Source organism: Massilia sp. YIM B02763, from assembly GCF_030412015.1.
GTDB lineage: Bacteria > Pseudomonadota > Gammaproteobacteria > Burkholderiales > Burkholderiaceae_D > Telluria.
This window is the reverse complement of the sequence record NZ_JASNRD010000018.1, coordinates 21,631-43,612: the sequence shown is the minus strand read 5'-3', so window position 1 is coordinate 43,612 and position 21,982 is coordinate 21,631. Positions and strand designations below refer to the sequence as shown.

22 protein-coding genes and 1 tRNA gene are annotated in these 21,982 nt (G+C 68.2%); 3 read left to right on the top strand and 20 right to left on the bottom strand.

Annotated features, from left to right (window positions below):
• Nucleotides 1-46: 46 nt before the first annotated feature.
• From QPK32_RS20170 to QPK32_RS20145, 6 genes are all read right to left on the bottom strand, one after another.
• Nucleotides 47-694 (bottom strand): hypothetical protein, encoded by a 648-nt coding sequence (locus tag QPK32_RS20170; protein WP_290414587.1) that lies wholly within the window; start codon nt 692-694, stop codon nt 47-49.
• Between the two features lie 221 nt (nt 695-915).
• Nucleotides 916-1,440, bottom strand: coding sequence for a TlpA disulfide reductase family protein (locus QPK32_RS20165; RefSeq protein ID WP_290414586.1), 525 nt, complete (start codon nt 1,438-1,440; stop codon nt 916-918).
• Between the two features lie 178 nt (nt 1,441-1,618).
• Nucleotides 1,619-2,272, bottom strand: a complete 654-nt coding sequence (locus QPK32_RS20160) for a BON domain-containing protein (protein WP_290414585.1) — start codon at nt 2,270-2,272, stop codon at nt 1,619-1,621.
• The gene (locus QPK32_RS20155; RefSeq protein ID WP_290414584.1) at nt 2,262-2,858 is read right to left on the bottom strand and encodes a phosphoheptose isomerase; all 597 of its coding nucleotides are present in this window, start codon (nt 2,856-2,858) and stop codon (nt 2,262-2,264) included. The genes QPK32_RS20160 and QPK32_RS20155 overlap by 11 nt, the downstream gene beginning before the upstream one ends.
• A gap of 56 nt (nt 2,859-2,914) precedes the next feature.
• Nucleotides 2,915-3,274: a YraN family protein gene (locus tag QPK32_RS20150; protein WP_290414583.1), complete on the bottom strand. Its 360-nt coding sequence runs from the start codon at nt 3,272-3,274 to the stop codon at nt 2,915-2,917.
• 1 nt (nt 3,275) lies between these two features.
• Nucleotides 3,276-4,547: a penicillin-binding protein activator gene (locus tag QPK32_RS20145; RefSeq protein WP_290414582.1), complete on the bottom strand. Its 1,272-nt coding sequence runs from the start codon at nt 4,545-4,547 to the stop codon at nt 3,276-3,278.
• A 148-nt stretch (nt 4,548-4,695) separates the two neighbouring features.
• On the opposite strand from QPK32_RS20145, the gene rsmI reads away from it, so the two are divergent.
• On the top strand, nt 4,696-5,613 hold the full coding sequence (rsmI, locus tag QPK32_RS20140) for a 16S rRNA (cytidine(1402)-2'-O)-methyltransferase (protein WP_290414659.1): 918 nt from the start codon (nt 4,696-4,698) through the stop codon (nt 5,611-5,613).
• Here rsmI and QPK32_RS20135 read toward each other — a convergent pair.
• The 3 genes from QPK32_RS20135 to QPK32_RS20125 all read right to left on the bottom strand — a co-directional run bounded on the left by QPK32_RS20135 (nt 5,600) and on the right by QPK32_RS20125 (nt 7,602).
• Nucleotides 5,600-6,172, bottom strand: coding sequence for a DUF308 domain-containing protein (locus QPK32_RS20135; protein ID WP_290414581.1), 573 nt, complete (start codon nt 6,170-6,172; stop codon nt 5,600-5,602). The two genes, rsmI and QPK32_RS20135, sit on opposite strands and share 14 nt — an antisense overlap.
• A 107-nt stretch (nt 6,173-6,279) precedes the next feature.
• Nucleotides 6,280-6,864 (bottom strand): TetR/AcrR family transcriptional regulator, encoded by a 585-nt coding sequence (locus QPK32_RS20130; protein WP_290414580.1) that lies wholly within the window; start codon nt 6,862-6,864, stop codon nt 6,280-6,282.
• A 63-nt stretch (nt 6,865-6,927) separates the two neighbouring features.
• A complete protein-coding gene (locus QPK32_RS20125) occupies nt 6,928-7,602 on the bottom strand; it encodes a hypothetical protein (RefSeq protein ID WP_290414579.1) in 675 nt (224 codons plus the stop codon).
• A gap of 99 nt (nt 7,603-7,701) precedes the next feature.
• Between QPK32_RS20125 and QPK32_RS20120 the strand changes: the two genes are divergently transcribed.
• Nucleotides 7,702-7,778: transfer RNA gene (locus QPK32_RS20120), tRNA-Pro, on the top strand.
• A 53-nt stretch (nt 7,779-7,831) separates the two neighbouring features.
• Here the strand turns inward: QPK32_RS20120 and QPK32_RS20115 are convergent.
• The 11 genes from QPK32_RS20115 to QPK32_RS20065 form a co-directional block, all read right to left on the bottom strand.
• Nucleotides 7,832-8,740: a hydroxymethylglutaryl-CoA lyase gene (locus QPK32_RS20115; protein WP_290414578.1), complete on the bottom strand. Its 909-nt coding sequence runs from the start codon at nt 8,738-8,740 to the stop codon at nt 7,832-7,834.
• Between the two features lie 20 nt (nt 8,741-8,760).
• Nucleotides 8,761-9,690, bottom strand: a complete 930-nt coding sequence (locus QPK32_RS20110) for a glyoxylate/hydroxypyruvate reductase A (protein ID WP_290414577.1) — start codon at nt 9,688-9,690, stop codon at nt 8,761-8,763.
• Between the two features lie 105 nt (nt 9,691-9,795).
• Nucleotides 9,796-11,820 (bottom strand): acetyl/propionyl/methylcrotonyl-CoA carboxylase subunit alpha, encoded by a 2,025-nt coding sequence (locus QPK32_RS20105; RefSeq protein WP_290414576.1) that lies wholly within the window; start codon nt 11,818-11,820, stop codon nt 9,796-9,798.
• Between the two features lie 143 nt (nt 11,821-11,963).
• Nucleotides 11,964-12,992, bottom strand: a complete 1,029-nt coding sequence (gene bioB / locus QPK32_RS20100; protein ID WP_290414575.1) for a biotin synthase BioB — start codon at nt 12,990-12,992, stop codon at nt 11,964-11,966.
• Nucleotides 12,993-13,013: 21 nt separating this feature from the next.
• The gene (gene bioD, locus QPK32_RS20095) at nt 13,014-13,847 is read right to left on the bottom strand and encodes a dethiobiotin synthase (RefSeq protein WP_290414574.1); all 834 of its coding nucleotides are present in this window, start codon (nt 13,845-13,847) and stop codon (nt 13,014-13,016) included.
• A complete protein-coding gene (gene bioF, locus QPK32_RS20090) occupies nt 13,844-15,031 on the bottom strand; it encodes an 8-amino-7-oxononanoate synthase (RefSeq protein WP_290414573.1) in 1,188 nt (395 codons plus the stop codon). Before bioF ends, bioD begins: the two co-directional genes overlap by 4 nt.
• 2 nt (nt 15,032-15,033) lie before the next feature.
• Nucleotides 15,034-16,374 carry an adenosylmethionine--8-amino-7-oxononanoate transaminase gene (gene bioA, locus QPK32_RS20085; protein ID WP_290414572.1) on the bottom strand — a complete coding sequence of 447 codons (1,341 nt, stop codon included), beginning with the start codon at nt 16,372-16,374 and terminating at the stop codon, nt 15,034-15,036.
• Between the two features lie 31 nt (nt 16,375-16,405).
• Nucleotides 16,406-17,191 (bottom strand): enoyl-CoA hydratase/isomerase family protein, encoded by a 786-nt coding sequence (locus tag QPK32_RS20080; protein WP_290414571.1) that lies wholly within the window; start codon nt 17,189-17,191, stop codon nt 16,406-16,408.
• A gap of 9 nt (nt 17,192-17,200) precedes the next feature.
• Nucleotides 17,201-18,808 carry a carboxyl transferase domain-containing protein gene (locus QPK32_RS20075; RefSeq protein ID WP_290414570.1) on the bottom strand — a complete coding sequence of 536 codons (1,608 nt, stop codon included), beginning with the start codon at nt 18,806-18,808 and terminating at the stop codon, nt 17,201-17,203.
• A 19-nt stretch (nt 18,809-18,827) separates the two neighbouring features.
• Nucleotides 18,828-19,277, bottom strand: coding sequence for a YchJ family protein (locus QPK32_RS20070; RefSeq protein WP_290414569.1), 450 nt, complete (start codon nt 19,275-19,277; stop codon nt 18,828-18,830).
• A gap of 226 nt (nt 19,278-19,503) precedes the next feature.
• Complete coding sequence (locus QPK32_RS20065; protein WP_290414568.1) at nt 19,504-20,748, bottom strand: D-amino acid dehydrogenase; 1,245 nt, start codon at nt 20,746-20,748, stop codon at nt 19,504-19,506.
• A 330-nt stretch (nt 20,749-21,078) separates the two neighbouring features.
• On the opposite strand from QPK32_RS20065, the gene murQ reads away from it, so the two are divergent.
• Nucleotides 21,079-21,960 carry an N-acetylmuramic acid 6-phosphate etherase gene (gene murQ, locus QPK32_RS20060; RefSeq protein WP_290414567.1) on the top strand — a complete coding sequence of 294 codons (882 nt, stop codon included), beginning with the start codon at nt 21,079-21,081 and terminating at the stop codon, nt 21,958-21,960.
• Nucleotides 21,961-21,982: the final 22 nt, after the last annotated feature.

Below are 21,982 nucleotides of genomic sequence, written 5' to 3'. Positions count from 1 at the left end.
GCGCGCTTTTGTGCTCCGGGCGCAAGCGTGCATGTGTCATGATGGGTCACGGCAGGCAGTGCGAGGCGATCCCGGTCCCGCCCAGCCCGGCGATGGGAATGCTCGACGGCGGATAGTCGTTGCCCAGCACCAGGGTCTGGCCGCCTTCGTAGCGCAGCGGCAGTCGATCGCCGGAATAGTCCGGCAAGGCATGCGGAACGTAGAGGGCGACGCGGATGTCGAGGTCCGGGTGGAAGCCGTGGCGGAAGATCTGGCTCTGCGGCCCTTCGCCGATCTCGGCGGCGATGGCCGCGGCCAGCACCGGCGTGTCCCGGCGCGTGTTCAGGTCGGTCGTGTCGTCCAGGCGTACCGTGTAGGGGCGTAGCGGGCCGTAGCGCTGCTCGCCGTATTGCACGCGCAGGCGCTCGGCGTCGAAGTAAAAGCTGGGAATGCCGGCGCCCGTCGCATCCACGCTGCACACCACGAACACGGCCCAGAAGCCCTGCGATTCGAGCGGCTGCACGAAGTGCGCCGGCGCGCCGCGCCCGGGCAGCATCACGGGCGTGGAAAAATCGATCCGCTGGACATTGGCCACGTGCTGGTAGTGCAGCACGACGGTGTTGCGCAGCTGCGTATCGACGCTCGTGCATCCCGCCGTCAGCAGGCAGGGCAGCAGCAGGCAGGGCAGCCGCAGGGCCGGGATCCATGTACGCATTCGCCATCTCCTTTGCCAGGGCAATGTGGAACAGCGTCAGCAGGCGCGTCAAGCTTGGGCCAAAGGCATTGGCCCGATTTGCGGGATGTCAGGCGTGTGCAAGACAGAGCGCCTGACAAAGCCTCCATGGCGGCGTTGCATTGTCTCGCCGTACGCGCGTACTGTCTTCGACAACGCGCCTTGCCCTGGAGGCTTTCTCAGGCGCTCGCACACGGTGTGCGTCAGGTCGTGCTCAGCGACTTTTGCAGCAAGGTATGCAGTTGTCCGAAATCCGGCTCGCCCAGGTAGCGCTTGAGGATCTTGCCGTCCTTGTCGATGACGAAGGTGGTCGGGGTCATGTTGACGTCGCCGAACTGCTTGGCCAGGTCGCCGCCGGAATCGAGCGCCACCTTGAACGGCAGCTGCTTGGCCTGGGTGTAGTTCAGCACATAGTCGGGGCGGTCGTAGTTCATCGCCACCGCGACGAATTCCAGGCCCTGGCCCTTGAACTTGTTATAGGTCTCGATCATCTGCGGCATTTCCTTCACGCAGGTGGTGCAGGACGTGGCCCAGAAATTGACCATCACGACCTTGCCGCGCAAATCCTGCGAGCTGATCTTCTGGCCATCGATGCTGATGAAGGTGACGTCGGGGGCTTGCTGCTGCTTGCCGAAGGTGGCGAAGCCGATGCCGGCGATGGCCAGCACGGCCGCGCCGATGAAGGCGGGCTTGGCCCAGGAACGGGTAGTGGAAGAAGTTGCGGTCATGGTCTCGACACATCCTCTGTTGGCGACGAGCCATTATAGGCCCGTCGCCCATTCCCTGCTGAAGAGGCTGTCGCGAAAGGCGCATGGCGGCGTTGCGGCGCCTCGCCGTGCACTAGCACTGTCTTCGGCGCCGCGCCTTGCCCTGCACCTTTCGCGACAGCCTCCGAAGGCCGCCGCTTCAGGAATTGCCGCGCGGCTGGGATTGCGCCTGTTGCGGCTGCATCGAGCGCAGGTCTTCTTCGCTGATGTACTCGAAGATCTTGACCACGCGCATGACGCCGGACACGCCCTTGGCGACGTCGGCGGCGATATTGCCTTCGCGCTGAGTGACCAGGCCCATCAGGTAGACATTGCCGCGCTCGGTGACGACCTTGAACGAGGTCGCCGAGATGGTCTTCTTGTCCGCCAGGCTGAGCTTGACCTTGCTGGTGATCAGCGCATCGTTCGAGCGCGAGGTATAGCTGGCCGGGCCGGCGATCTCCAGTTCGTTGATGACGGACTCGACGTTGGACACGCCGCGCACGTGGTTCTCGACGGCGCGCTTCATCGCCTCGTCGCGGACCTCGCCGGTCAGCAGGACCTTGCGGTTGTAGCTGTTGACGTTGACGTGGCCGAGGTCGCCGGTGATCTCGCCCAGGCTCGTTTCGGCCTTCACCGCGATCGCCTTGTCCTCGGTCTGGGCGCCCAGCGTGCGGCGGTCGGCCGTCGCGACGGCGCCGCCGACGGCAGCGCCGGCCACGACCGCGACGCAGCCTTGCAGGGAAGCCAGCAGGGCCGCGCACAGCACGGCCTTGGACAGAGGGCGCAGCAGGGCGGCGGCGTTAATTTGCATCTTCTTCTCCGAACAGGGCGACGTCGAGGCCGTCGCAGATACTATGGATCACCACCAGGTGCACTTCCTGGATGCGTGCGGTGCGCGAATGCGGCACGTTGATGTGCACGTCGGCGTCGGTCAGCATCTGGCCCAGCTTGCCGCCATCCTTGCCGGTCAGCGCCACGACGCGCATCTCGCGCTCGAGCGCCGCTTCGACGGCCGCGACGACGTTGCCGGAATTGCCGGAGGTCGAGATCGCCAGCAGGATGTCGCCGGCCTGGCCGAACGCCTGCACCTGCTTGCTGAAGATCTCGTTGAAGCTGTAGTCGTTGCCGACGGCCGTGATGATCGACGTGTCGGTGGTCAGCGCGATCGCCGGCAGCGGAAAGCGCTCGCGCTCGAAGCGGCCGACGAGTTCGGCGGCGAAGTGCTGCGAATCGCCGGCCGAGCCGCCATTGCCGCAGGCGAGGATCTTGTTGCCGTTGGAAAGCGCATTGAACATCAGTTCGATGGCGTTGGAAATCGGTTGTGCCAGGATCGGGGCGGCCTTCAGTTTCAGTTCGGCGCTTTCCTGGAAGTGGGCGAGGATGCGTTGAGTATTCATGGTCGAAGATTATAGTGCAGTGCCCATGGCCAACGAGCAACTGGGGAAAAAAATGCTTACACTTCAATGGCGTTTCTTAACCATTGAATATCGTTTCCGTTAATGGCGATGACATCGATGCGGCAAGGCGGCATCTGGCGGAAGCGCTGCAGGTAGTACTGGGCGGCGCGCACGATGCGGCGGATCTTCGCCGGACCGATACTGGTGGCGGCATCGACCGGGGCGCCGGCGGCGCGCTGGCGCACTTCGACGAAGACGAGGGTAGCGCCGTCGCGCACGATCAAGTCGATCTCGCCCAGCTTGCACCGGAAATTCGCTTCGATCAAGACAAGACCGTGGCGCCGAAGATACGCCATGGCCGCTTCTTCCCATTTCCGACCCTGTTCCTGCTTCTGCGACAGGCGGGTCGGCCACATGTCAGCCGCCCGTTCTGGCCGGTGCGGCCGGCGGGTTCACCGGCATCGTGGCCGCCGGATCGACCGGCGGGGGCGCCGGTTGGAAGTCGCCGTTCTGGTAGATGGCTTCGGCTTCGCGCCGCTGCAGCCTGGGGAAGGCGGCATCGCCGCCGGTGGACAATTGTCCGGTCACGCCATCGATCGCGAGCGGCGTACCCGGCTGCAGCGCGACGTCGCGCGCCACGCGGAAGGCATCGATGCCGAGCGCGTACAGGCGGCTCATGTACAGCGGCTGGGCGTTGTCGTCGGGACGCGGATAGACCATCACGGCGCTGGCGTCGCGCCGCACCAGCCAGGGCACGTCGACGAGGCGCAGGCCGTTCAGCTCGGCCACGCCCGCGCCGGGCGCGCGGCCCGGATTGACGGACGAGCCGCCGTAGCAGGCGATCACGGCGCAGACCTGGCCGGTCTGGGCGACGACCTGGCGCAGTTCGGCCACGTCGAGCGCGGCGAACACGAGGTCGGGCGGATCGATGCCGATGCGGGTCTTGAGCGTATCGATGGCGGACAGTTCCACCCGGCCGCCGCTGGACGGCAGGTCGAAGCGCTGGCCGGTGCGGCCGAGCGCGCTCCAGCGCGCCTCGAAGGCGCCCGCCGCGCGCAACGCCCAGGCCGCGCTGCCGGTCAGGATCAGAACGCGTCCCTGGGGCCGCTCGCGCGCCGCCCATTCCGCCACCTGGGCCGCCTCGTCCTCGATCGAGAGGCCGGCCACCAGCATCCCGCGCGGCAGCACGCCGCGCTGTTCCGGATGGTTCAGGGCGATGGTCGGCTTGGCGACGGCGCCGCCGGACGCCAGCGCGCTCACCGCGGGACGGGCCAGCGGGCCGACGACGAGGTCGTGGCTGGCGGCCGCGCGCGCATAGGCGGCCAGCGTTTCGTCCGGCGCGTCGCCGGTCGGCACCAGCTCGACCTGCACGCCGCTGCCGTCGCGCTGGAAGCCGGCCATGAAGCCGGCGCGCACCGCTTCGGCGGCGCCGCCCAGGCTGGCCGAGTTCATCGGCAGCAGCAGGGCGATGCGCACGCCGGCGCCGACCGGGCCGGCATTGGCCGCCAGGGGAGCCGCGCCGGCGCGTGCCGCGCCCGCGCCCGCATCGGCCGCCGGACCGTCGAACAGCTGGATCGGCGCCGTCTGCACGGCGTCGGACGGATCCGGCTGCGGGGTGGCCGGGGCCGGGGCGGCCCGGACGGGCGCCGCCAGCGGCCGGGCCGAGCGCTCCTCCACGACGGGCGTCAAGCTTGTGTTTGTGCTGCCCGTGGGGCACACTCGCGGGTCGGGGTCGACGCAGATCGAGCTGCAACCGGCGACGAACAACAGCGGCATGAGTACCGACGCCATGCCGACGGCCCGTGCCTTGAAAGTTTTTATTTGCATCTATCCCACCATGACAGTTAAAGAGAACAGTCAGCAGACCACCCAGATCGTCCAACTGCCCGTGCTGGGCGAGGCCGCCCAGCAATCTTATCCTACTGGCACACTTTATGTAGTGGCAACGCCGATCGGCAACGTCACCGACATCACGCTGCGCGCCCTGCACCTGCTGGCGCTGGCCGACGTCGTGGCCTGCGAGGATACGCGCAAGACCGGGGCGCTGCTGGCCCGTTTCGGCCTGAACAAGCACATGGTGGCCGCGCACCAGCACAACGAGCGCGAGGCGGCGGAAAAACTGGTGCAGCGCCTGCAGGCGGGCGAACGGGTGGCGTTGGTGTCCGACGCCGGTACGCCGGCCGTGTCCGATCCGGGCGCGCGCATCGTCGACGCCGTGCGCGCCGCCGGCCTGAACGTGGTGCCGCTGCCGGGCGCGTCGGCGGCGGTGACGGCGTTGTCGGCCAGCGGCCTGGTCAACGACCGCTTCCATTTTGTCGGATTCCTGCCGGCCAAGACGAAGCAGCGCGAAGCGGAACTGGCGGCGCTCAAGCCGATGGCGGCGACCCTCGTCATCTATGAGGCACCGCATCGCATCGTCGATTGCGTCGAGGCCCTGGCGGCCGTGTTCGAGCCCACGCGGCAAGTCGTGTTCGCGCGCGAGCTGACCAAGCTGTTCGAGGAAATCCACCGCTGCCCGCTGGGCGAGGCGCTGGCCTGGGTGAAGGCCGACGCCAACCGCGAACGGGGCGAATTCGTCGTGCTGGTCGAGGGCGCGCCCCAGGCCGGCGAGGAAGGCGATGCCGAGGCGGAGCGCATCCTGAACATCCTGCTGGCGGAGTGCTCGGTGAAGCAGGCGGCCAGCCTGGCCGCGCAGATCACGGGGAAGAAGAAGAACGCGCTGTACGAGCGCGCCCTGCAGATCAAGGGCGAGTGAGCGCCACCTTTCTACGCGCCACGGTGACGGTCAGCCACACCGCCGACACGAGGAAATAGGCGGCGCCGACGCCCGCATAGCCGGCCACGTTGGCGATCGACGGCACCGCCGGCATCCGCGCCTGGGCAATGAAGAAGCCGCCCGCCAGCGCCGACTGGGCGCCGCTCAGCACCATCGCCCACTGCGCGCCGTGGGTCTTCCAGCGCCGCAGCGCCGTGCCCAGCTGCAGCAGGCCGGACAGGATCGCCCAGGCGCCGAACACGCCCAGCACCAGGTTCATGCTCGCCAGCGAGAACGCCACGGCAATGGCCGTCGCCAGGCTCACCGCGACGTTGACGGCCTGCGTCTTGTTGCGGCCCAGGCCGCCGCTTTTGGCCCCGTCGACGTAGTTGGCCAGCGCATCCCAGACGGGATAGGCGACCAGCAGGGCCGCGGCGGCGAGCCAGGATTGCCGTCCCGCCGTGAGGGCCGCGGCGACCCAGGCGAAGGAAAACGCGGCGCGGGTGAAATAGTAGCGGGTCAGCCAGCGTTCCTGGCCGGTGCTGTCGTGTGCTTGCATGATGGTTCCTTTCGAGTTTGCTACCTACTAGTTGGTAGGCGTGTTGGGCGCACAAAGACGACGACTACCCCCGCAGCGCGCCTGGGCCGCGCGGATACTGCTTATATTTACTTTCCTGCCGAGAAGCGCTCCAGTTGCGGCCACATGATGGCGCCGAAGGTCCGGGCATCGCCATAGGCGCGCGCCGACAGCATGGCGCCATGGACGATGGCCATGAACGCTTCCGCCTCCACGCGCGGCGGGTGCGCCAGCGTTAGAGCGCCTTCCTGCACGCCCCGTTCCAATACCGAGGCCAGCCAGCCTGACAGGAAGCGGAAATAAGCCCGCACTTCGAGCGCCACCGCTTCCGGCAGCAGCGGCAGTTCGCCGGCCAGCAGCGCGCAGATGCAGAACGGCGCGCTGGCATCCTCGATGCAGGTCTCCCAGTAGCGCAGGTAGGCGCGCAATTGCTCGAGCGGCTCGGGAATGCTGCGTGCCAGGTTGGCGATGCCTTCCTCGGCCGCTTCCCGGTAGCGGGCGACGAGCGTCGTCACCAGCTCCGCCTTGCTGGGGAAATGGTGGTGGATGCTGGCCTTGCGGATGCCGACCACGTCGGCGATGTCCGCATAGCTGAAGCCGTTGTAGCCGCCGGCGACGATCAGCTTGCGCGTGCAGGCCAGGATATCGTCGGCTGTGGTCGAAGATTTGTTCATGCGAATCATCCTACTAGAAGGTAGGATGATGGACAAGCGTTTTGTGACGGTCCGCCGCGCGGCTCACCACTTGCAGCCGCTGTCCTTCTTGTCCATGGCCAGGAACAGGGGCGCCAGCAAGCCGCCCGGCACGCCATCCTTGCAGTCGCGCCGCTTGGCCGACTTGATCGCGCGCTCGAACTTGTTCTCGGTTTGCAAGGGCGGCGGCGGCAGGCGCTCCAGCGCCGTGCCTTTCTTGGCGGGATCGGGTTCGCCCGCGACGAGGCGCGCCGTCTTGCGCGCGGCGTCCAGGTCGAAGCGCGGGGCGGCCGGCGTTTCCGGTGCCGCGGCCTGCGCGGGCGGCTCGGACGCCGCCTCGACGGGATAGCTTTCCTCGGCCGATTGGCGCACCTCGGGGTCGACGGCGATCACGCGGCGCGCCGGGCGTTCGGCGGATCGGCTGCGCGGCGCCGGTGCCGCCTTCGGCACGGCGGGCGTCTCGTCACGGGGAACGGAGGGCTGCACAGGTTCTGGGATCGGCACAGGGACAGGTGCAGGCACAGGTGCGGCGCGCAGGCGCACCGTCAGCGCTTCGCTGGCCGGCGGCGCGGGCGGGGCGGCCGGCGCGCGGTACAGCGCCAGCAGCACGACGTGCACGGCGATCGACAGGGCCATGCCCGCGACGATGCGCATGACCTGCCTGCGTTCGGGCGCGGGCAGGGCGGGGTTGGCGGCGTCGAAGTCGAAAGTCGCGTTCACGTCTCGATCCATCAGGTTTGTGCAGGAAAACCGCAGCCGCGCTCAATCAAGGGTGCTTTCCTTGACCCGGGTGTCCGCGACGGTTATGATGGCCGTCTTCGGAGTGTAGCGCAGCCCGGTAGCGCATCTGGTTTGGGACCAGAGGGTCCAAGGTTCGAATCCTTGTACTCCGACCAGTATAACGAAAAGGCCGACGAGCGATCGTCGGCCTTTTTTCATTTCCGCGCGGTCAGGCCGTGCGTTTGGCGAGCAAGGCATTCCCCGCGCGGCTCGCGCCCTTGCGTCCCAGCTGGCGCGAGATGAAGTCGCCCGCATCCACTACCTGGTCCAGGTCCACGCCCGTCTCGATCCCCAAGCCGTGCAGCATGTACAGCACGTCCTCGGTGGCGACGTTGCCCGTCGCGCCCTTGGCATACGGACAACCGCCCAGGCCCGATACGGACGAATGGAAGATCGCCACGCCCACTTCCATGCTGGCATAGATGTTCGCCAGCGCCTGGCCGTAGGTGTCGTGGAAGTGGCCGGCGATGCGCGCCAGGTCGAACGCGCGCGCCGCCGTCTCCATCACGGCCTGCGTCTTCCTCGGCGTGGAGACGCCGATGGTGTCGGCGATGTCGATCTCGTCGCAGCCCAGGTCGCGCATGCGGCCCACCACGTCGGCCACCGCGGACAAGGGGACCTCGCCCTGGTACGGGCAGCCGAACGAGCAGCTGACGCTGCCGCGCAGGCGCAGCCCGTGATCCTTGGCCGCGCGCGCCACCGGCTCGAAGCGCGCGATCGATTCCGCGATCGAGCAGTTGATGTTCCGCTGCGAGAACGCTTCCGATGCCGAGCCGAAGATCACGACTTCGTCGGCGCGGCTGGCCAGCGCCGCCTCGAAGCCCTGCATGTTCGGCGTCAGCGCGGAATAGATGGTGCCGGGCAGGCGGGCGATGCCGGCCAGGACCTCGGCGCTGGTCGCCATCTGCGGCACCCATTTCGGTGACACGAAGGACGCCGCCTCCACGTTCCGGAAGCCGGCGCGCGCGAGGCGGTCGACCAGCTCGATCTTCACGGCGGCGGACACCGCCTCCTTTTCGTTCTGCAGGCCGTCGCGCGGGCCCACTTCGACGATCTTGACCTTGTTCGGCAGGTTCATGGCATCTCCTCGATTTTCATTCAGTATCCCCGTTGCCGGTCGACGACGTCCGCGACCGTCTCGCCCTGTTCGAGCAGGCGTATCTTCGTCGCGATCTGGCGCACCGCTTCGCCGCGCAGCGTCAGCGCCGAGACGTGCGGCGTGATGGTGATGCGCGGCTCGTCCCAGAACGGATGCGGCGCGGGCAGCGGCTCGTTGCGGAACACGTCCAGTGTGGCCCCCGCGATATGGCCGGCGCGGATCAGCGCGAGCAGGTCCGGCTCCGCCACCAGTGCCCCGCGCGCGACGTTGACGAGGTAGGCGCCCTGCGGCAGCCGCGACAGGCGCGCGCGGTCGAGCAGGTTGTTCGTGTCGGGCGTCAGCGGCAGCATGCACACGAGCACGCGGGTATCGGCCAGGAAGGCGTCCAGCGTCTCCATGCCGGCGTAGCAGGCCATGTGGGGCAGGTCCTTCGGCGTGCGGCTCCAGCCGCGCACGGGAAAGCCCTGCCGGCGCAGCGCCTGCAGCACGGGCACGCCCAGCTTGCCGAGTCCCAGCACGCCGACGGAGAATTCGGCCTTGTCGCGCGCGGCCAGCGGGTTCCACAGGCCCTGGCGCGCCTGCTGCGCGTACTCGTCGAAGCGGCGGAAGTAGCGCAGCACGGCGTGCAGCACATAGTCCGCCATCTGCTCGCCCATGCCGGCATCGCCCAGGCGCACGATGGGCACGTCGGGCAGGGCGTCGCCGAATTTCAGGAGGCCGTCGACGCCGGCGCCCATCAGGAAGACCGCCTTCACCCGCGCCAGGTCGGCCAGCATGGCGGGCGGCGGCGCCCAGACGGCGGCGTAGTCGCACGGGGGCGTGGCCACCCCTTCCCGCCACGCGACGGTCTCGGCATGCGGCAGCGCCGCGGCGAAGTCCTCGGCCCAGGGACCCGTGTCGCCGTCGCTGCGGTACAGCAGTATCCGCATCGTTGTCTCCTTTGTTATTGTGCTTGTGGTTCGGTGGGCATGTGATGCCCACCCTACGGCATGCGTACGTAGGGTGGGCACCACGTGCCCACCATGAACGGCCCGCTACGCCGCCGCCTGGAACGCCAGCAGCGGCGCGCCGTCCGCCACCTGGTCGCCGACCTGGTACAGCACTTCCTCGACCAGGCCGTCGCTCGGCGCGGCGATCGTGTGCTCCATCTTCATGGCTTCCATGATCACGAGCGGCTCGCCCTTCTTGACCTGCTGGCCGCTGGAGGCGATCACGGCCACCACCTTGCCCGGCATCGGCGCCGTCAGGCGGCCGCCGGCCGTCTCGTGTTCGCCCGCGTGGGCCAGCGGATCGTTCCACGCCAGCACGTGGTGCAGGCCGCCGCTGAACACGTGCAGCGATTCGCCCTCGCGGCGCACGGTGCCCTGGACGGCGCGGCCGTCGACGCGGATCGCCAGCCTGCCGGCGTCGTTCGCAACGAGCGCGATGTCGTGCCTGGCGCCGTCGACATCCAGCGTCCAGCCCGCGCGCCCGTAGGTCACGCCGACGCGATAGGCCTTGTCGTCCAGCGTGGCGGCGTAGTCGTCCGCGAACGAGAGCACGCGGCGGTAGCTGCCGTTCATGCGCCAGCCATGTGCGCTGGCCCAGGGATTGTCCGCACTCGCAGGTGTATCTCCGGCCGCCAGCGAGACGGCGGCCAATGCCAGCGCATCCAGCGGCGCCGGTCCGTTGGGCGGGAACAGCGAGGCATTGGTACGCTCGATGAGGCCCGTGTCCAGGTCGGCGCCGGCGAACGCGTCTCCCTCGACCAGGCGTTTCAGGAAGGCGATATTGGTGGCCAGGCCGACGATGTGGAACTCGCCCAGCGCCTGCGCCATGCGTGCCAGCGCCTGTTGGCGGTCCGCGCCCCAGACGATCAGCTTGGCGATCATCGGGTCGTAGAACGGCGAGATGGCGTCGCCCGCGCGCACGCCGGAATCGATGCGCACGGCGGCCGGCGCGGCGGCCGTGCCGCCCAGTTCGAAGGCGACGTGGCCGGGCGTGTCCATGCAGCGCAGCGTGCCGGTCGACGGCAGGAAGCCCTTCTCGGGATTCTCGGCATACACGCGCGCCTCGATCGCGTGGCCATGGATGCCCAGTTCGTGCTGCTTCTTCGGCAGCGGCTGGCCGGCGGCCACGCGCAGCTGCCATTCGACCAGGTCGGTCCCCGTGATCATTTCCGTGACCGGGTGCTCGACCTGCAATCGCGTGTTCATCTCCATGAAGTAGAACGAGCCGTCCTGGTTGGCGATGAACTCCACGGTGCCGGCGCCGACGTAGCCGACGGCCCTTGCCGCCGCCACCGCCGCTTCGCCCATCGCGGCGCGGCGATCCGCCGGCATGCCGGGCGCCGGCGCTTCTTCCAGCACCTTCTGGTGGCGCCGCTGCACGGAACAGTCGCGCTCGTGCAGGTACACGCAGTTGCCGTGCGTGTCCGCGAACACCTGGATCTCGATGTGGCGCGGGCGGGTCAGGTATTTTTCGACGAGCACCTTGTCGTCGCCGAAGGAGGAGATGGCTTCGCGCTTGCACGAGGCCAGCGCGGCCTGCAGGTCCTCGCTGCGCTCCACCACGCGCATGCCCTTGCCGCCGCCGCCGGCGCTGGCCTTGAGCAGCACCGGATAGCCGATGCGGTCCGCCTCGCGCTGCAGCAGCTGCGGGTCCTGGTCGACGCCGTGGTAGCCCGGCACCAGCGGCACGCCGGCGCCTTCCATCAGCTGCTTGGCGGCCGACTTCGATCCCATCGCGCGCATCGCGCTGCCCGGCGGGCCGATGAACACGAGGCCGGCGGCGGCGCATGCCTCCGCGAACTCCGCGTTCTCCGACAGGAAACCGTAGCCGGGGTGGATCGCCTGCGCGCCCGTGGCCAGGGCGGCCTCGATGATGCGCTCGCCCTTCAGGTAGCTGTCGCGCGCGGCGGCAGGTCCGATCAGGATCGCTTCATCGCACACCGCCACGTGCTTGGCGCCGGCGTCGGCTTCCGAATAGACGGCAACGGTACGGATGCCCAGGCGGCGCGCGGTGGCGGCGACCCTGCAGGCGATTTCGCCACGGTTGGCGATGAGGATCTTGGTGAACATGTGGTGTCTCGTAATGTTTTAAATTTTATGAAAATCAACCACGTCGTCCCTGCGAAGGCAGGGACCCAATTTGCACGCGTTTCGGCAGCTCAAAATTGGGCCCCTGCCTCCGCAGGGGCGACGTTCAAGCGCAGCGTGCTTCATCAGCAGCCGCAACGCTCCTTCGGCGCCTCGTTCAGCGTCGTCGCGCGCGTCTTGAGGCCCAGCTTCTCCAGCAGCGCGCGGTCATCGTTCGCTTCCGGATTGTCGGTCGTCAGCAGCTTGTCGCCGTAGAAGATCGAGTTGGCGCCGGCCATGAAGCACATCGCCTGCACCGCTTCGCCCAGCTCGCGCCGGCCCGCCGACAGGCGCACGCGCGCCTTCGGCATCGTGATGCGGGCGACGGCGATGGTGCGCACGAATTCGATCGGGTCCAGCGGCGGCAGGCCGTGCAGCGGCGTGCCTTCGACCTGCACGAGGTGGTTGACGGGCACCGATTCCGGATACGGATTCATGTTCGCCAGCTGGGCGATCAGGCCGGCGCGCTGTTCGCGGGTCTCGCCCATGCCGACGATGCCGCCGCAGCAGACCTTCAGGCCCGCATTGCGCACGCGGCCCAGCGTGTCCAGGCGGTCCTGGTATTCGCGGGTCGAGATGACGTCGCCGTAGAAGTCCGGCGAGGTGTCGATGTTATGGTTGTAGAAGTCCAGGCCGGCGGCGGCCAGCTGTTCGGCCTGGCCTTCTTCCAGCATGCCCAGCGTGGCGCAGGTCTCCATGCCCAGCGCCTTCACGCCGCGCACCATGGCTTCGACCTTTTCCATGTCGCGTTCCTTCGGGCTGCGCCAGGCGGCGCCCATGCAGAAGCGGGTCGCGCCCTTGGCCTTGGCTTCGCTGGCGGCGGCCAGCACGATGTCCAGGTCGAGGATCTTCTTGGCTTCGACGCCGGTGTCGTAGCGCGCCGCCTGCGGGCAGTAGCCGCAGTCTTCCTCGCAGCCGCCGGTCTTGATCGACAGCAGCGTGGCCAGTTCGACGTCGCCGTCGGGGAAGTGGGTGCGGTGCGCCTGGGCGGCGCGGAACATCAGTTCCGGCAGCGGCAGCTCGAACAGCGCGAGCACGTCGGCCAGCGGCCAGGTGGCGTTCTTCGGCAGCGTGACGGGGGCGGCCGGCGGGTGGAGAGTGACGACTTGGGACATGGGATTCCTTGTTTTGAAAGATTACGCACGCGTGGCCGGCCATCCCGGCAGGCCCGCGAGTTCGATGTAGGCGGCCGCTTGCGCAGCCGTGGGTTCTTGCAGCCGGGGCACGCGGCCCAGCAGCGGCGCCGGCATGCGCTCCTGCAGCGCCACGATGTTCTCGTCGGCGAAGCGCATGTCCGGGTCGACCTGGTTGGCGACCCAGCCGGCCAGCACCAGGCCGCGCGCGACGATCGCCTCGGCCGTCAGCAGCGCATGGTTGATGCAGCCCAGGCGCAGGCCGACCACCAGCACCACCGGCAGGTTCAATTGCACGGCCAGGTCGGCGCTGTCGAAGTCGTTCGAGAACGGCACGCAGAAGCCGCCCACGCCTTCGACGACGGTGGCGTCGGACGCGCCCAGGATCTCGGCATACGCCGTCATGATGGGCACCGGTTCGATCGTCACGCCCTCCAATGCGGCCGCGATGTGCGGCGCGCACGGTTCGCGCAGCATGAAGGGCGTGGTGATGTGCTGCGGCAGGTTCACGTTGCCGGCGGCGCGCAGCATGGCGGCGTCGTCGTTGTGCAGCACGCCGTCGCGTTCCTCGGCGCCGGCCGCGATCGGCTTCATGCCGCAGGCGCGCTGGCCCTGCTGCACGAGCTTGTGCAGGATCGCGCTGGAGATCAGCGTCTTGCCGATCTCGGTGTCGGTGCCGGTGACGAAGCAGGCGAAGCGGGTCGGGATGCCTTCGGCGGCCAGCGCGGCCGGCACCTCGATGGTCTTCGGCTCCGTGGCCGTTGCGGGTTCGGCGAAGCCGACGTCCGGGTTGGCAGCCGTGCCGTTTCCGGTTTGTTCGGGATCGTTCAGGGTCATGCTCCGCTCCTTTCCAGGCGGTTGAGCGCAGCGGCGAGCTGCGCGACGTCGTCATGCGTGTGCGCCGCCGACAGGGTCACGCGCAGGCGTGCCGTGCCCGGCGCCACGGTCGGCGGGCGGATCGCCGGCACCCACAGGCCCTGCTCGTGCAGATGGGCGGAGACGGCCAGCGCCTCGTCGTTGGCGCCGATGACGATCGGCTGGATCGCCGTCGTCGAGGGCGGGCGCTGCCAGCGTTCCAGGCGCAGTTCCCCGTCCAGTCGGGCGATCAGCGTATTCAAGTGGACGCGGCGCGCGCGGCCTTCCTCGCCCTCGATGATGTCGAGGCTGGCCAGCAGCGCGTGCGCCAGCGCCGGTGCCGCGGCCGTCGTGTAGATGTAGGGTCGGGCGCGCTGGACCAGCAGCTCGACCACGGACGCATGCGCCGCCACGAAGGCGCCGCCCACGCCGGCGGCCTTGCCCAGCGTGCCGACGTAGACGAGGTTGGGCGAGCGCAGGCCGAAGTGCTCGAGCGCGCCGCGGCCGTTCTCTCCCAGCACGCCGAAGCCGTGGGCGTCGTCGACGACGAGCCAGGCGCCGTACCGTTCGCACAGGGCCAGCAGTTGCGGCAGCGGGGCCAGGTCGCCGTCCATGCTGAACACGCTGTCGGTGACGACGATCTTCGTGGCGGCGTTGCTTGCTGCCAGCTGCGCGTCCAGCGCCGCCGTGTCGCCGTGCGGGTAGACGGTGACACCGGCCCGGGCCAGGCGCGCACCGTCGATCAGCGACGCGTGGTTCAGCGCTTCCGAGAAGATCATGGCTTCCTTGTCGCCGCCCAGCGCCGTCAGCACGGCCAGGTTGGCCATGTAGCCGGTGCAGAAGTACAGCGCGCGCGCATCGACCAGGTGCGGCGCCTCGAACGCGGCCAGGCGTTCTTCCAGCTGCGCGTGCGCGCGGCCGTGGCCGGACACGAGGTGGGAGGCGCCGCTGCCGGCGCCGTACAGGGACGCGCCTTCGCGCAGCGCCTCGACCACGCGCGGGTGCGCGGCCAGGCCCAGGTAGTCGTTGCTGCAGAACGCGAGCAGTTCGCGGCCGTCGACGACCTGGCGCGGCGCGCACGGCGTCTCGGCCGTGCGGCGGCGCCGGGTCAGGCTGCGCGCGGCCAGCGCCTCGAGCTGGCTGTCGATGTGGGCGATCAGGTCCATCGTCACGCCGCGATCACCGTCTCGAATACCTTGCGCGTGCGCGCGGCCAGGCCCACGATCTCTTCCTCGTCCAGCACGTAGGGCGGCATCAGGTAGACCGTGCGGCCGATCGGGCGCAGCAGGAGCTCGTTCTCGACGGCGCTGGTAAAGAAGCGGCGCGCGAAGGTCGCGGCGCGCGCGCTGTCCGGCTCGACGGCGTCGAACGCGAGGATCATGCCGCGCTGGCGGAAGTTGGTCGCGCGCGGGTGGTCCAGCAGCGGCGCCAGTTCCGTCATCAGGCGGGTGGCCGTCGCGCGGTTCTTGTTCAGCACGTCGTCTTCCTCGAAGATCCGCAGCGTCGCGAGCGCCGCGCGGCAGGCCAGCGCATTGCCCGTGTACGAGTGCGAATGCAGGAAGCCGCGCGTGATGTCCTCGCTGTAGAACGCCTCGTAGACCTTCTCGGTGGTGAGCACCAGGGACAGCGGCAGGTAGCCGCCGCTGATGCCCTTCGACAGGCACATGAAGTCCGGCCAGATTGCCGCCTGTTCGCAGGCGAAGAAGGTGCCGGTGCGGCCGCAGCCGACCGCGATCTCGTCGGCGATCAGGTGCACGTGGTATTTGTCGCACAGCTCGCGCAGGCGCTGCAGGTACAGCGGGTCGTGCATCGCCATGCCGGTCGCGCACTGCACCAGCGGCTCGACGATGATGGCGGCGATATGGTCGGCCCGTTCGGCGAACAGTTCCTCCACGTCCTGCGCGGCGCGCAGCGCCACGTCCTGCGCCGACTCTCCCTCGCGCGCATTGCGCGCATCGGGCGAGGCCACCGTGCGCGCGGCGCGCAGCAGCGGGCCGTAGGCATCCTTGAACAGGGCGACGTCGGTCACGCCCAGCGCGCCGACCGTCTCGCCGTGGTAGGAGCCCTGCAGGCAGACGAATTCCTGCTTGTCCGCATGGCCGGCGTTGCGCCAGTAATGAAAGCTCATCTTCAGCGCGATCTCGACGGCGGAGGCGCCGTCCGATGCGTAGAAGGCATGGCCCAGGTTGTGGCCCGTCAGCGCGGCCAGGCGCTCGGACAGCTCGACCACCGGCTCGTGGGTGAAGCCGGCCAGCATCGCGTGTTCCAGCGTGTCGAGCTGCTCCTTCAGGGCGGCGTTGATGCGCGGGTTCGCGTGGCCGAACAGGTTGACCCACCACGAGCTGATGCCGTCCATGTAGCGCCGTCCTTCATGGTCGTACAGCCACGCCCCCTTGGCGCGGCTGACGGCGATCAGCGGCACCTCTTCGTGGTGCTGCATTTGCGTGCATGGATGCCAGACGCTGCGCAAGCTGCGCGCGATCCAGTCGGAGGAGGTATTCTGATTCAACGTTATTCCCGCTTCTATTGCTGATGACTTGCTAATCCAGCCACGAGGGCCGGCGTTTTTCGAGGAAGGACGCGACCCCTTCGCGTCCTTCGGTTGACGCGCGGATCGCGGCGATGCGTCCGGCGGTATCTTCCAGCAGGCCTTCCGTGACGGGCTGTCCGGCGATCTCGCGCACCAGTTTCTTGGCTTCCTTGACGGCGTTCGGGCTGTTGTTGGCCAGCGTCTCGGCCAGCGCCGCGGCGCGTGCGTCCAGCGCGTCGGCCGCGACGACCTCGTGCACGAAGCCGATGCGGTGGGCTTCGCGCGCGTCGAAGCGTTCCGCCGTCAGGAAGTAACGGCGCGCCGCGTTCTCGCCCATCGCCTTGATCACGTAGGGCGAGATCGTCGCCGGGATCAGGCCCAGCTTTACCTCGGACAGGCAGAAGTTGGCCGTGTCCACGCTGACGGCCATGTCGCAGGCCGCCACCAGGCCCATGCCGCCGGCGTAGCAGTCGCCCTGTACCTTGGCCACCACGGGCTTCGGGCACAGGTAGATCGTGCGCAGCATGTCGGCCAGCAGCATGGCGTCGGCGCGGTTCTCGCTGTCCGAGTAGCCGGCCATCTTCTTCATCCAGTTCAGGTCCGCGCCGGCGCAGAAGGCGGAACCGTTCGCCTGCAGCACGATGGCGCGCACCAGTTCGTGGCGTCCCAGTTCGTCGAAGGCGAGCGCCAGCTCGGCGATGCTCTGCTCGTTGAAGGCGTTGCGCAGTTCCGGGCGGTTCAGCGTGACGCGCGCGATGCGGCCGTCGACGGCGACGGTCAGGGTCTGATAGTCCATGTCGCCCCCTTACATGCGGAAGACGCCGAACTTCGTCTCTTCGATCGGCGCATTCAGCGCGGCCGAGAGGCCCAGGCCCAGCACCATGCGCGTGTCGGCCGGGTCGATGACGCCGTCGTCCCACAGGCGCGCGGTGGCGTAGTACGGGTGGCCCTGGCGCTCGTACTGTTCCTTGATCGGCTGCTTGAACGCGCTTTCCTCGTCGGCGCTCCATTGCCCGCCCTTGGCCTCGATGCCGTCGCGCTTGACGGTGGCCAGCACGGACGCGGCCTGGTCGCCGCCCATGACGGAGATGCGCGCGTTCGGCCACATCCACAGGAAGCGCGGCGAGAACGCGCGGCCGCACATGCCGTAGTTGCCGGCGCCGAAGGAGCCGCCGATGATCACCGTGAACTTGGGCACGGCGGCCGTGGCGACGGCCGTCACCATCTTGGCGCCGTTGCGGGCGATGCCTTCGTTCTCGTACTTGCGGCCGACCATGAAGCCGGTGATGTTCTGCAGGAAGACGAGCGGGATCTTGCGCTGGCAGCACAGCTCGATGAAGTGCGTGCCCTTGAGCGCCGATTCCGAGAACAGGATGCCGTTGTTGGCGATGATCCCGACCTTCATGCCGAAGATGTGGGCGAAGCCGCACACGAGCGTGGTGCCGTATCTCGCCTTGAATTCGTCGAACGCGCTGTCGTCGACGATGCGGGCGATGACCTCGCGCACATCGAAGGGCTTGCGGGTGTCGACGGGGATCACGCCGTACAGTTCTTCCGGCGCGTACTTCGGTTCCGCCGCCGCGCGCACGGAATCCTGCTGCGGCTTGCCGCGGTTCAGGTTCGAGACGATGGTGCGCGCCAGCGCCAGCGCGTGCGTGTCGTCCTGGGCCAGGTGATCGGCCACGCCGGACAGGCGCGTGTGCACGTCGCCGCCGCCCAGGTCCTCGGCACTGACCACTTCGCCCGTCGCGGCCTTCACCAGCGGCGGACCGCCCAGGAAGATCGTGCCTTGCTCCTTGACGATGATCGACTCGTCGCTCATCGCCGGCACGTAGGCGCCGCCGGCCGTGCACGAGCCCATCACGACGGCGACTTGCGGGATGCCCTGCGCCGACAGGTTGGCCTGGTTGTAGAAGATGCGGCCGAAGTGGTCGCGGTCGGGGAACACCTCGTCCTGGTTCGGCAGGTTGGCGCCGCCCGAGTCGACCAGGTAGATGCAGGGCAGCTTGTTCTGCTCGGCGATCTCCTGGGCGCGCAGGTGTTTTTTCACCGTCACCGGGTAGTAGGTGCCGCCCTTGACGGTGGCGTCGTTGCAGACGATGACGCATTCCTGGTCGCTGACCCTGCCGATGCCCGTGATGATGCCGGCGGCGGGCGCCGCATCGTCGTACATGCCGTAGGCGGCCAGTTGCGACAGTTCCAGGAACGGCGTGCCGGGATCGAGCAGCATCTGCACGCGTTCGCGCGGCAGCAGCTTGCCGCGGGCGACGTGCTTGGCGCAGGCCGCCGCGCCGCCCCCTTCGGCGACGGCGGCGACCTTCGCGCGCAGGTCGTCGACCAGGGCTTGCATGGCGGCGGCGTTGACCTTGAAGTCCTCGCCGCGCGGGTTGAGTTTGCTCTCGATGGATGGCATTGCGTCTCCTGGCGTTGTTCTATTCTGGATACTCGGGAAAACTGCCGTCCAGGTAGAACCACCGCGGTTTGCCGCCCAGGGCGGGATCCGGCTCGCGCACGAAACGACTGATTTCATGCAGGGTATAGGCGCGGCCATTGATCTTGTAGCGGGCGACGAATTCGACGGTGGCCTTGTCTGGATCTTCCGGCAGGTCTGCTTGACGTAAACGTAAACCAGATTTTATCTCAAGTCCAAGCCATTGGATCTTTTCGTCCTTGTTGACGATGGGCTCGGTGGGCCGCGTGCTCGGATGCCAGGTCGCGCGCAGGTACGCCTCGTCCTGCATCTTGAATGCCACGTAGCGCGAACGCATCAGCGCTTCCGCCGTCGGGGGCAGCTCGGCGCCGGCGATATAGGGACCGCAGCAGCGCATGATGCCCGGGCCGCCGCAGGGACAAGGAAGAGGGGTTTTCGAGGAGGTAGCCATGGCGGCAATTATCCGCCATTTCGCGAACGCGAGGCAGGCTGTGCGCGCGTTACGAATTTGCAAGATGCCGGCACGTTGGCCGCAGTTGCCTCATCTGCCGGCATTTTTTGCCGAAAATAAATTGAACCGGTTTGAACGGGCGCGAGAAAATTTTTGCGTTTTCTCAAACCGGGGTCAGAGCCGGGGTCAGAGCCCGGTTTTGGGAAATATCACTTGAACAATTAGTTCAGTGGCGATATGTCAAGCCGTCCAAAGGGAAGGGCATGGGCTTGCCCTGCATGAGGTCGGCCAGCAGGCTTGCCGTGCCGCAGGCGAAGGTGAAGCCCAACGGGCCGTGGCCCACGTTCAGCCACAGGTTGGCGTAGGGCGTGGCGCCGATGATGGGGGAACTGGTCGGCGTGGCCGGGCGCAGGCCGGCCCAGGGCACGATCTGGGTATAGTCGGCCGCGCGCGGCATGGTCTCGCGCACCTGGCGCGCCAGGCTGTCCAGGCGCTTCTCGTTCAGGCTGAGGTCTTCGCCGACCATGTCGACCATCGCCGCCACCCGCAATTTGTCGCCGATGCGGGCGTACAGCACCTTGCGCTCGAAATCGGTGACGCTGATCTCGGGCGCCACGTCGTCCAGGCGGATCGGCGCCGTCAGGCTGTAGCCCTTCAAGGGATACAGCGGCAGGTCGATGCCGGCCGTCAGCCCCAGCGCGCGGCTCTGCATGCCGGCCGCCAGCACGTAGGCGTCGGCGGCGATGGGGCCGGCGCTCGTCTCCAGGGCCGTCACGCGCCCCTTGTCCGCCAGGATGCGCGTCGCCTCCACCTGGATGAAACCGGCGAAGCGCGGGTGGGCGGCGAGGCGTTCGGCCAGCGCCACGCAGAAGGCGTAGCAGTCGGCCACCGCCTCGCCGCCGTTGTAGATGCCGCCGGCGAGACGGTCTTCCATCGCCGCCAGTGCCGGTTCGCGGGCCACGCATTCGGCCGCGCTCCACACCTGGCGGGTGCCGGCCGTGTCCGGCTTGGCGACGGCCGCGTCGAAGGCCTTTTGCGTGCGGTAGACGACCAGCTTGCCGGCGTCGCGCCACTGGAAGGCATCGAGCGGCACGGTCGGCGCCAGCTCGGCCATGGCGCGGCGCGACAGGTCGCCCAGTTCGAGGAGCTTGTTCGTCATGCGGCGGTTGACGTCGGCGCGGCAGTTGGCGAGGAAGGACGCCAGCCAGCGCCACTGGTGCAGGTCGAACTGCGGCTTGAAGCGCAGCGGACCGTGTTCCTGGAACAGCCATTGCACGGCCTTCAGCGGCACGCCGGCATCGGCCAGCGGCGCCACGTAGCGGTAGCTGAGCTGGCCGCCATTGCTGAAGCTGGTGCCCATGCCCGGTGCCGGTGCGCGCTCGAGCAGCGTGACGCGGTAGCCGGCTTCCACCAGCCACCAGGCCGAGGTGAGGCCGACGACACCGCCGCCGATGACGATTATTTCTTGCATCCGTGCACGCTATGGTTCATTGACATGGTCCGAAAGCTTAGGCGCTGGCTTGTCGTGCGGCTAATGAATGTAGCGCGGGCAGGCATAACCGGCAGTCATGTCATGCACCGTTTCGAGGCCTCTCAGTGATAATCTGCACCATCATCGCCCCGCGCGCTGCCCGCTGACCGTGCATTCGTTCGCCCAAGCATAACCAGGGTCTATGCATCCCGCGTGTCTGCATAACTTTTCGGAATGCCTGCGGCCGATCCTTTCATGGCAGCCGCGGCGGGATCGGTATTACACTGGCATGCGCACAATGATGCATCATCGATAACGGTAGCCGACGCCATGCTCAACACCGAAACGCCCGCCCAGCAACACGCGACCCTCGACCAATACCCGACCACGGAACTGGTGAACGCGCTGGTCGACGACCAGTTCAAGGCCGTCGAGGCCGTCCGCGCCGCCGCGCCGCGCATCGCCGCCGCCGTCACCGCCGCGCTGCCGCGCATGGAGGCGGGTGGGCGGCTCGTGTACGTGGGCGCCGGCACCTCGGGTCGCCTGGGCGTGCTGGACAGCGTCGAACTGTACCCGACCTTTTCCTGGCCGCACGGGCGCGCCGTGGCGCTGCTGGCCGGCGGCAACGACGCCATGTTCGTCGCCGTCGAGGGGGCCGAGGACGACCTGGAACAGGGCGCCGCCGACCTGGCCAGCGTGGACGTGGGCCCCAGCGACGTCGTGTTGCTGCTCGCTGCCTCGGGCGCCACGCCCTATGTGCTGGGCGCGCTGCGGGCCGCGCGGGCGGCGGGGGCCCTCACGGTGGGCTTCGCCAACAACCCGGGCGCGCCGGTCGCCGGGGAAGCGGAAATCGGCATCACGCTGGACACGGGCGCCGAGGCGATCTCGGGCAGCACGCGCCTGAAGGCCGGCACCTCGCAAAAGATCGCGCTGAACGCGTTTTCGAGCGCCTTGATGGTGCGTTTGAACAAGGTTTATGGCAACCTGATGGTAGACTTGAAAGCTACCAACGCCAAGCTGGTCCGGCGTGCCATCCGCCTCACGACGTTCGCCACCGGCGCCAGCGAGGAAGCAGCGCGCGCGGTGCTGGAACAGTGCAATTTCCATGTCAAGGTCGCGATCGTGGCCTTGTCCAAGAATATCCAGGTCGAGCAGGCGCGAGCGCTGCTGGAGTCGGCGCACGGCAGCGTGCGCCAAGCCCTGGCCGGCTGACGGCAAGGGCGCTCCGGCCGCA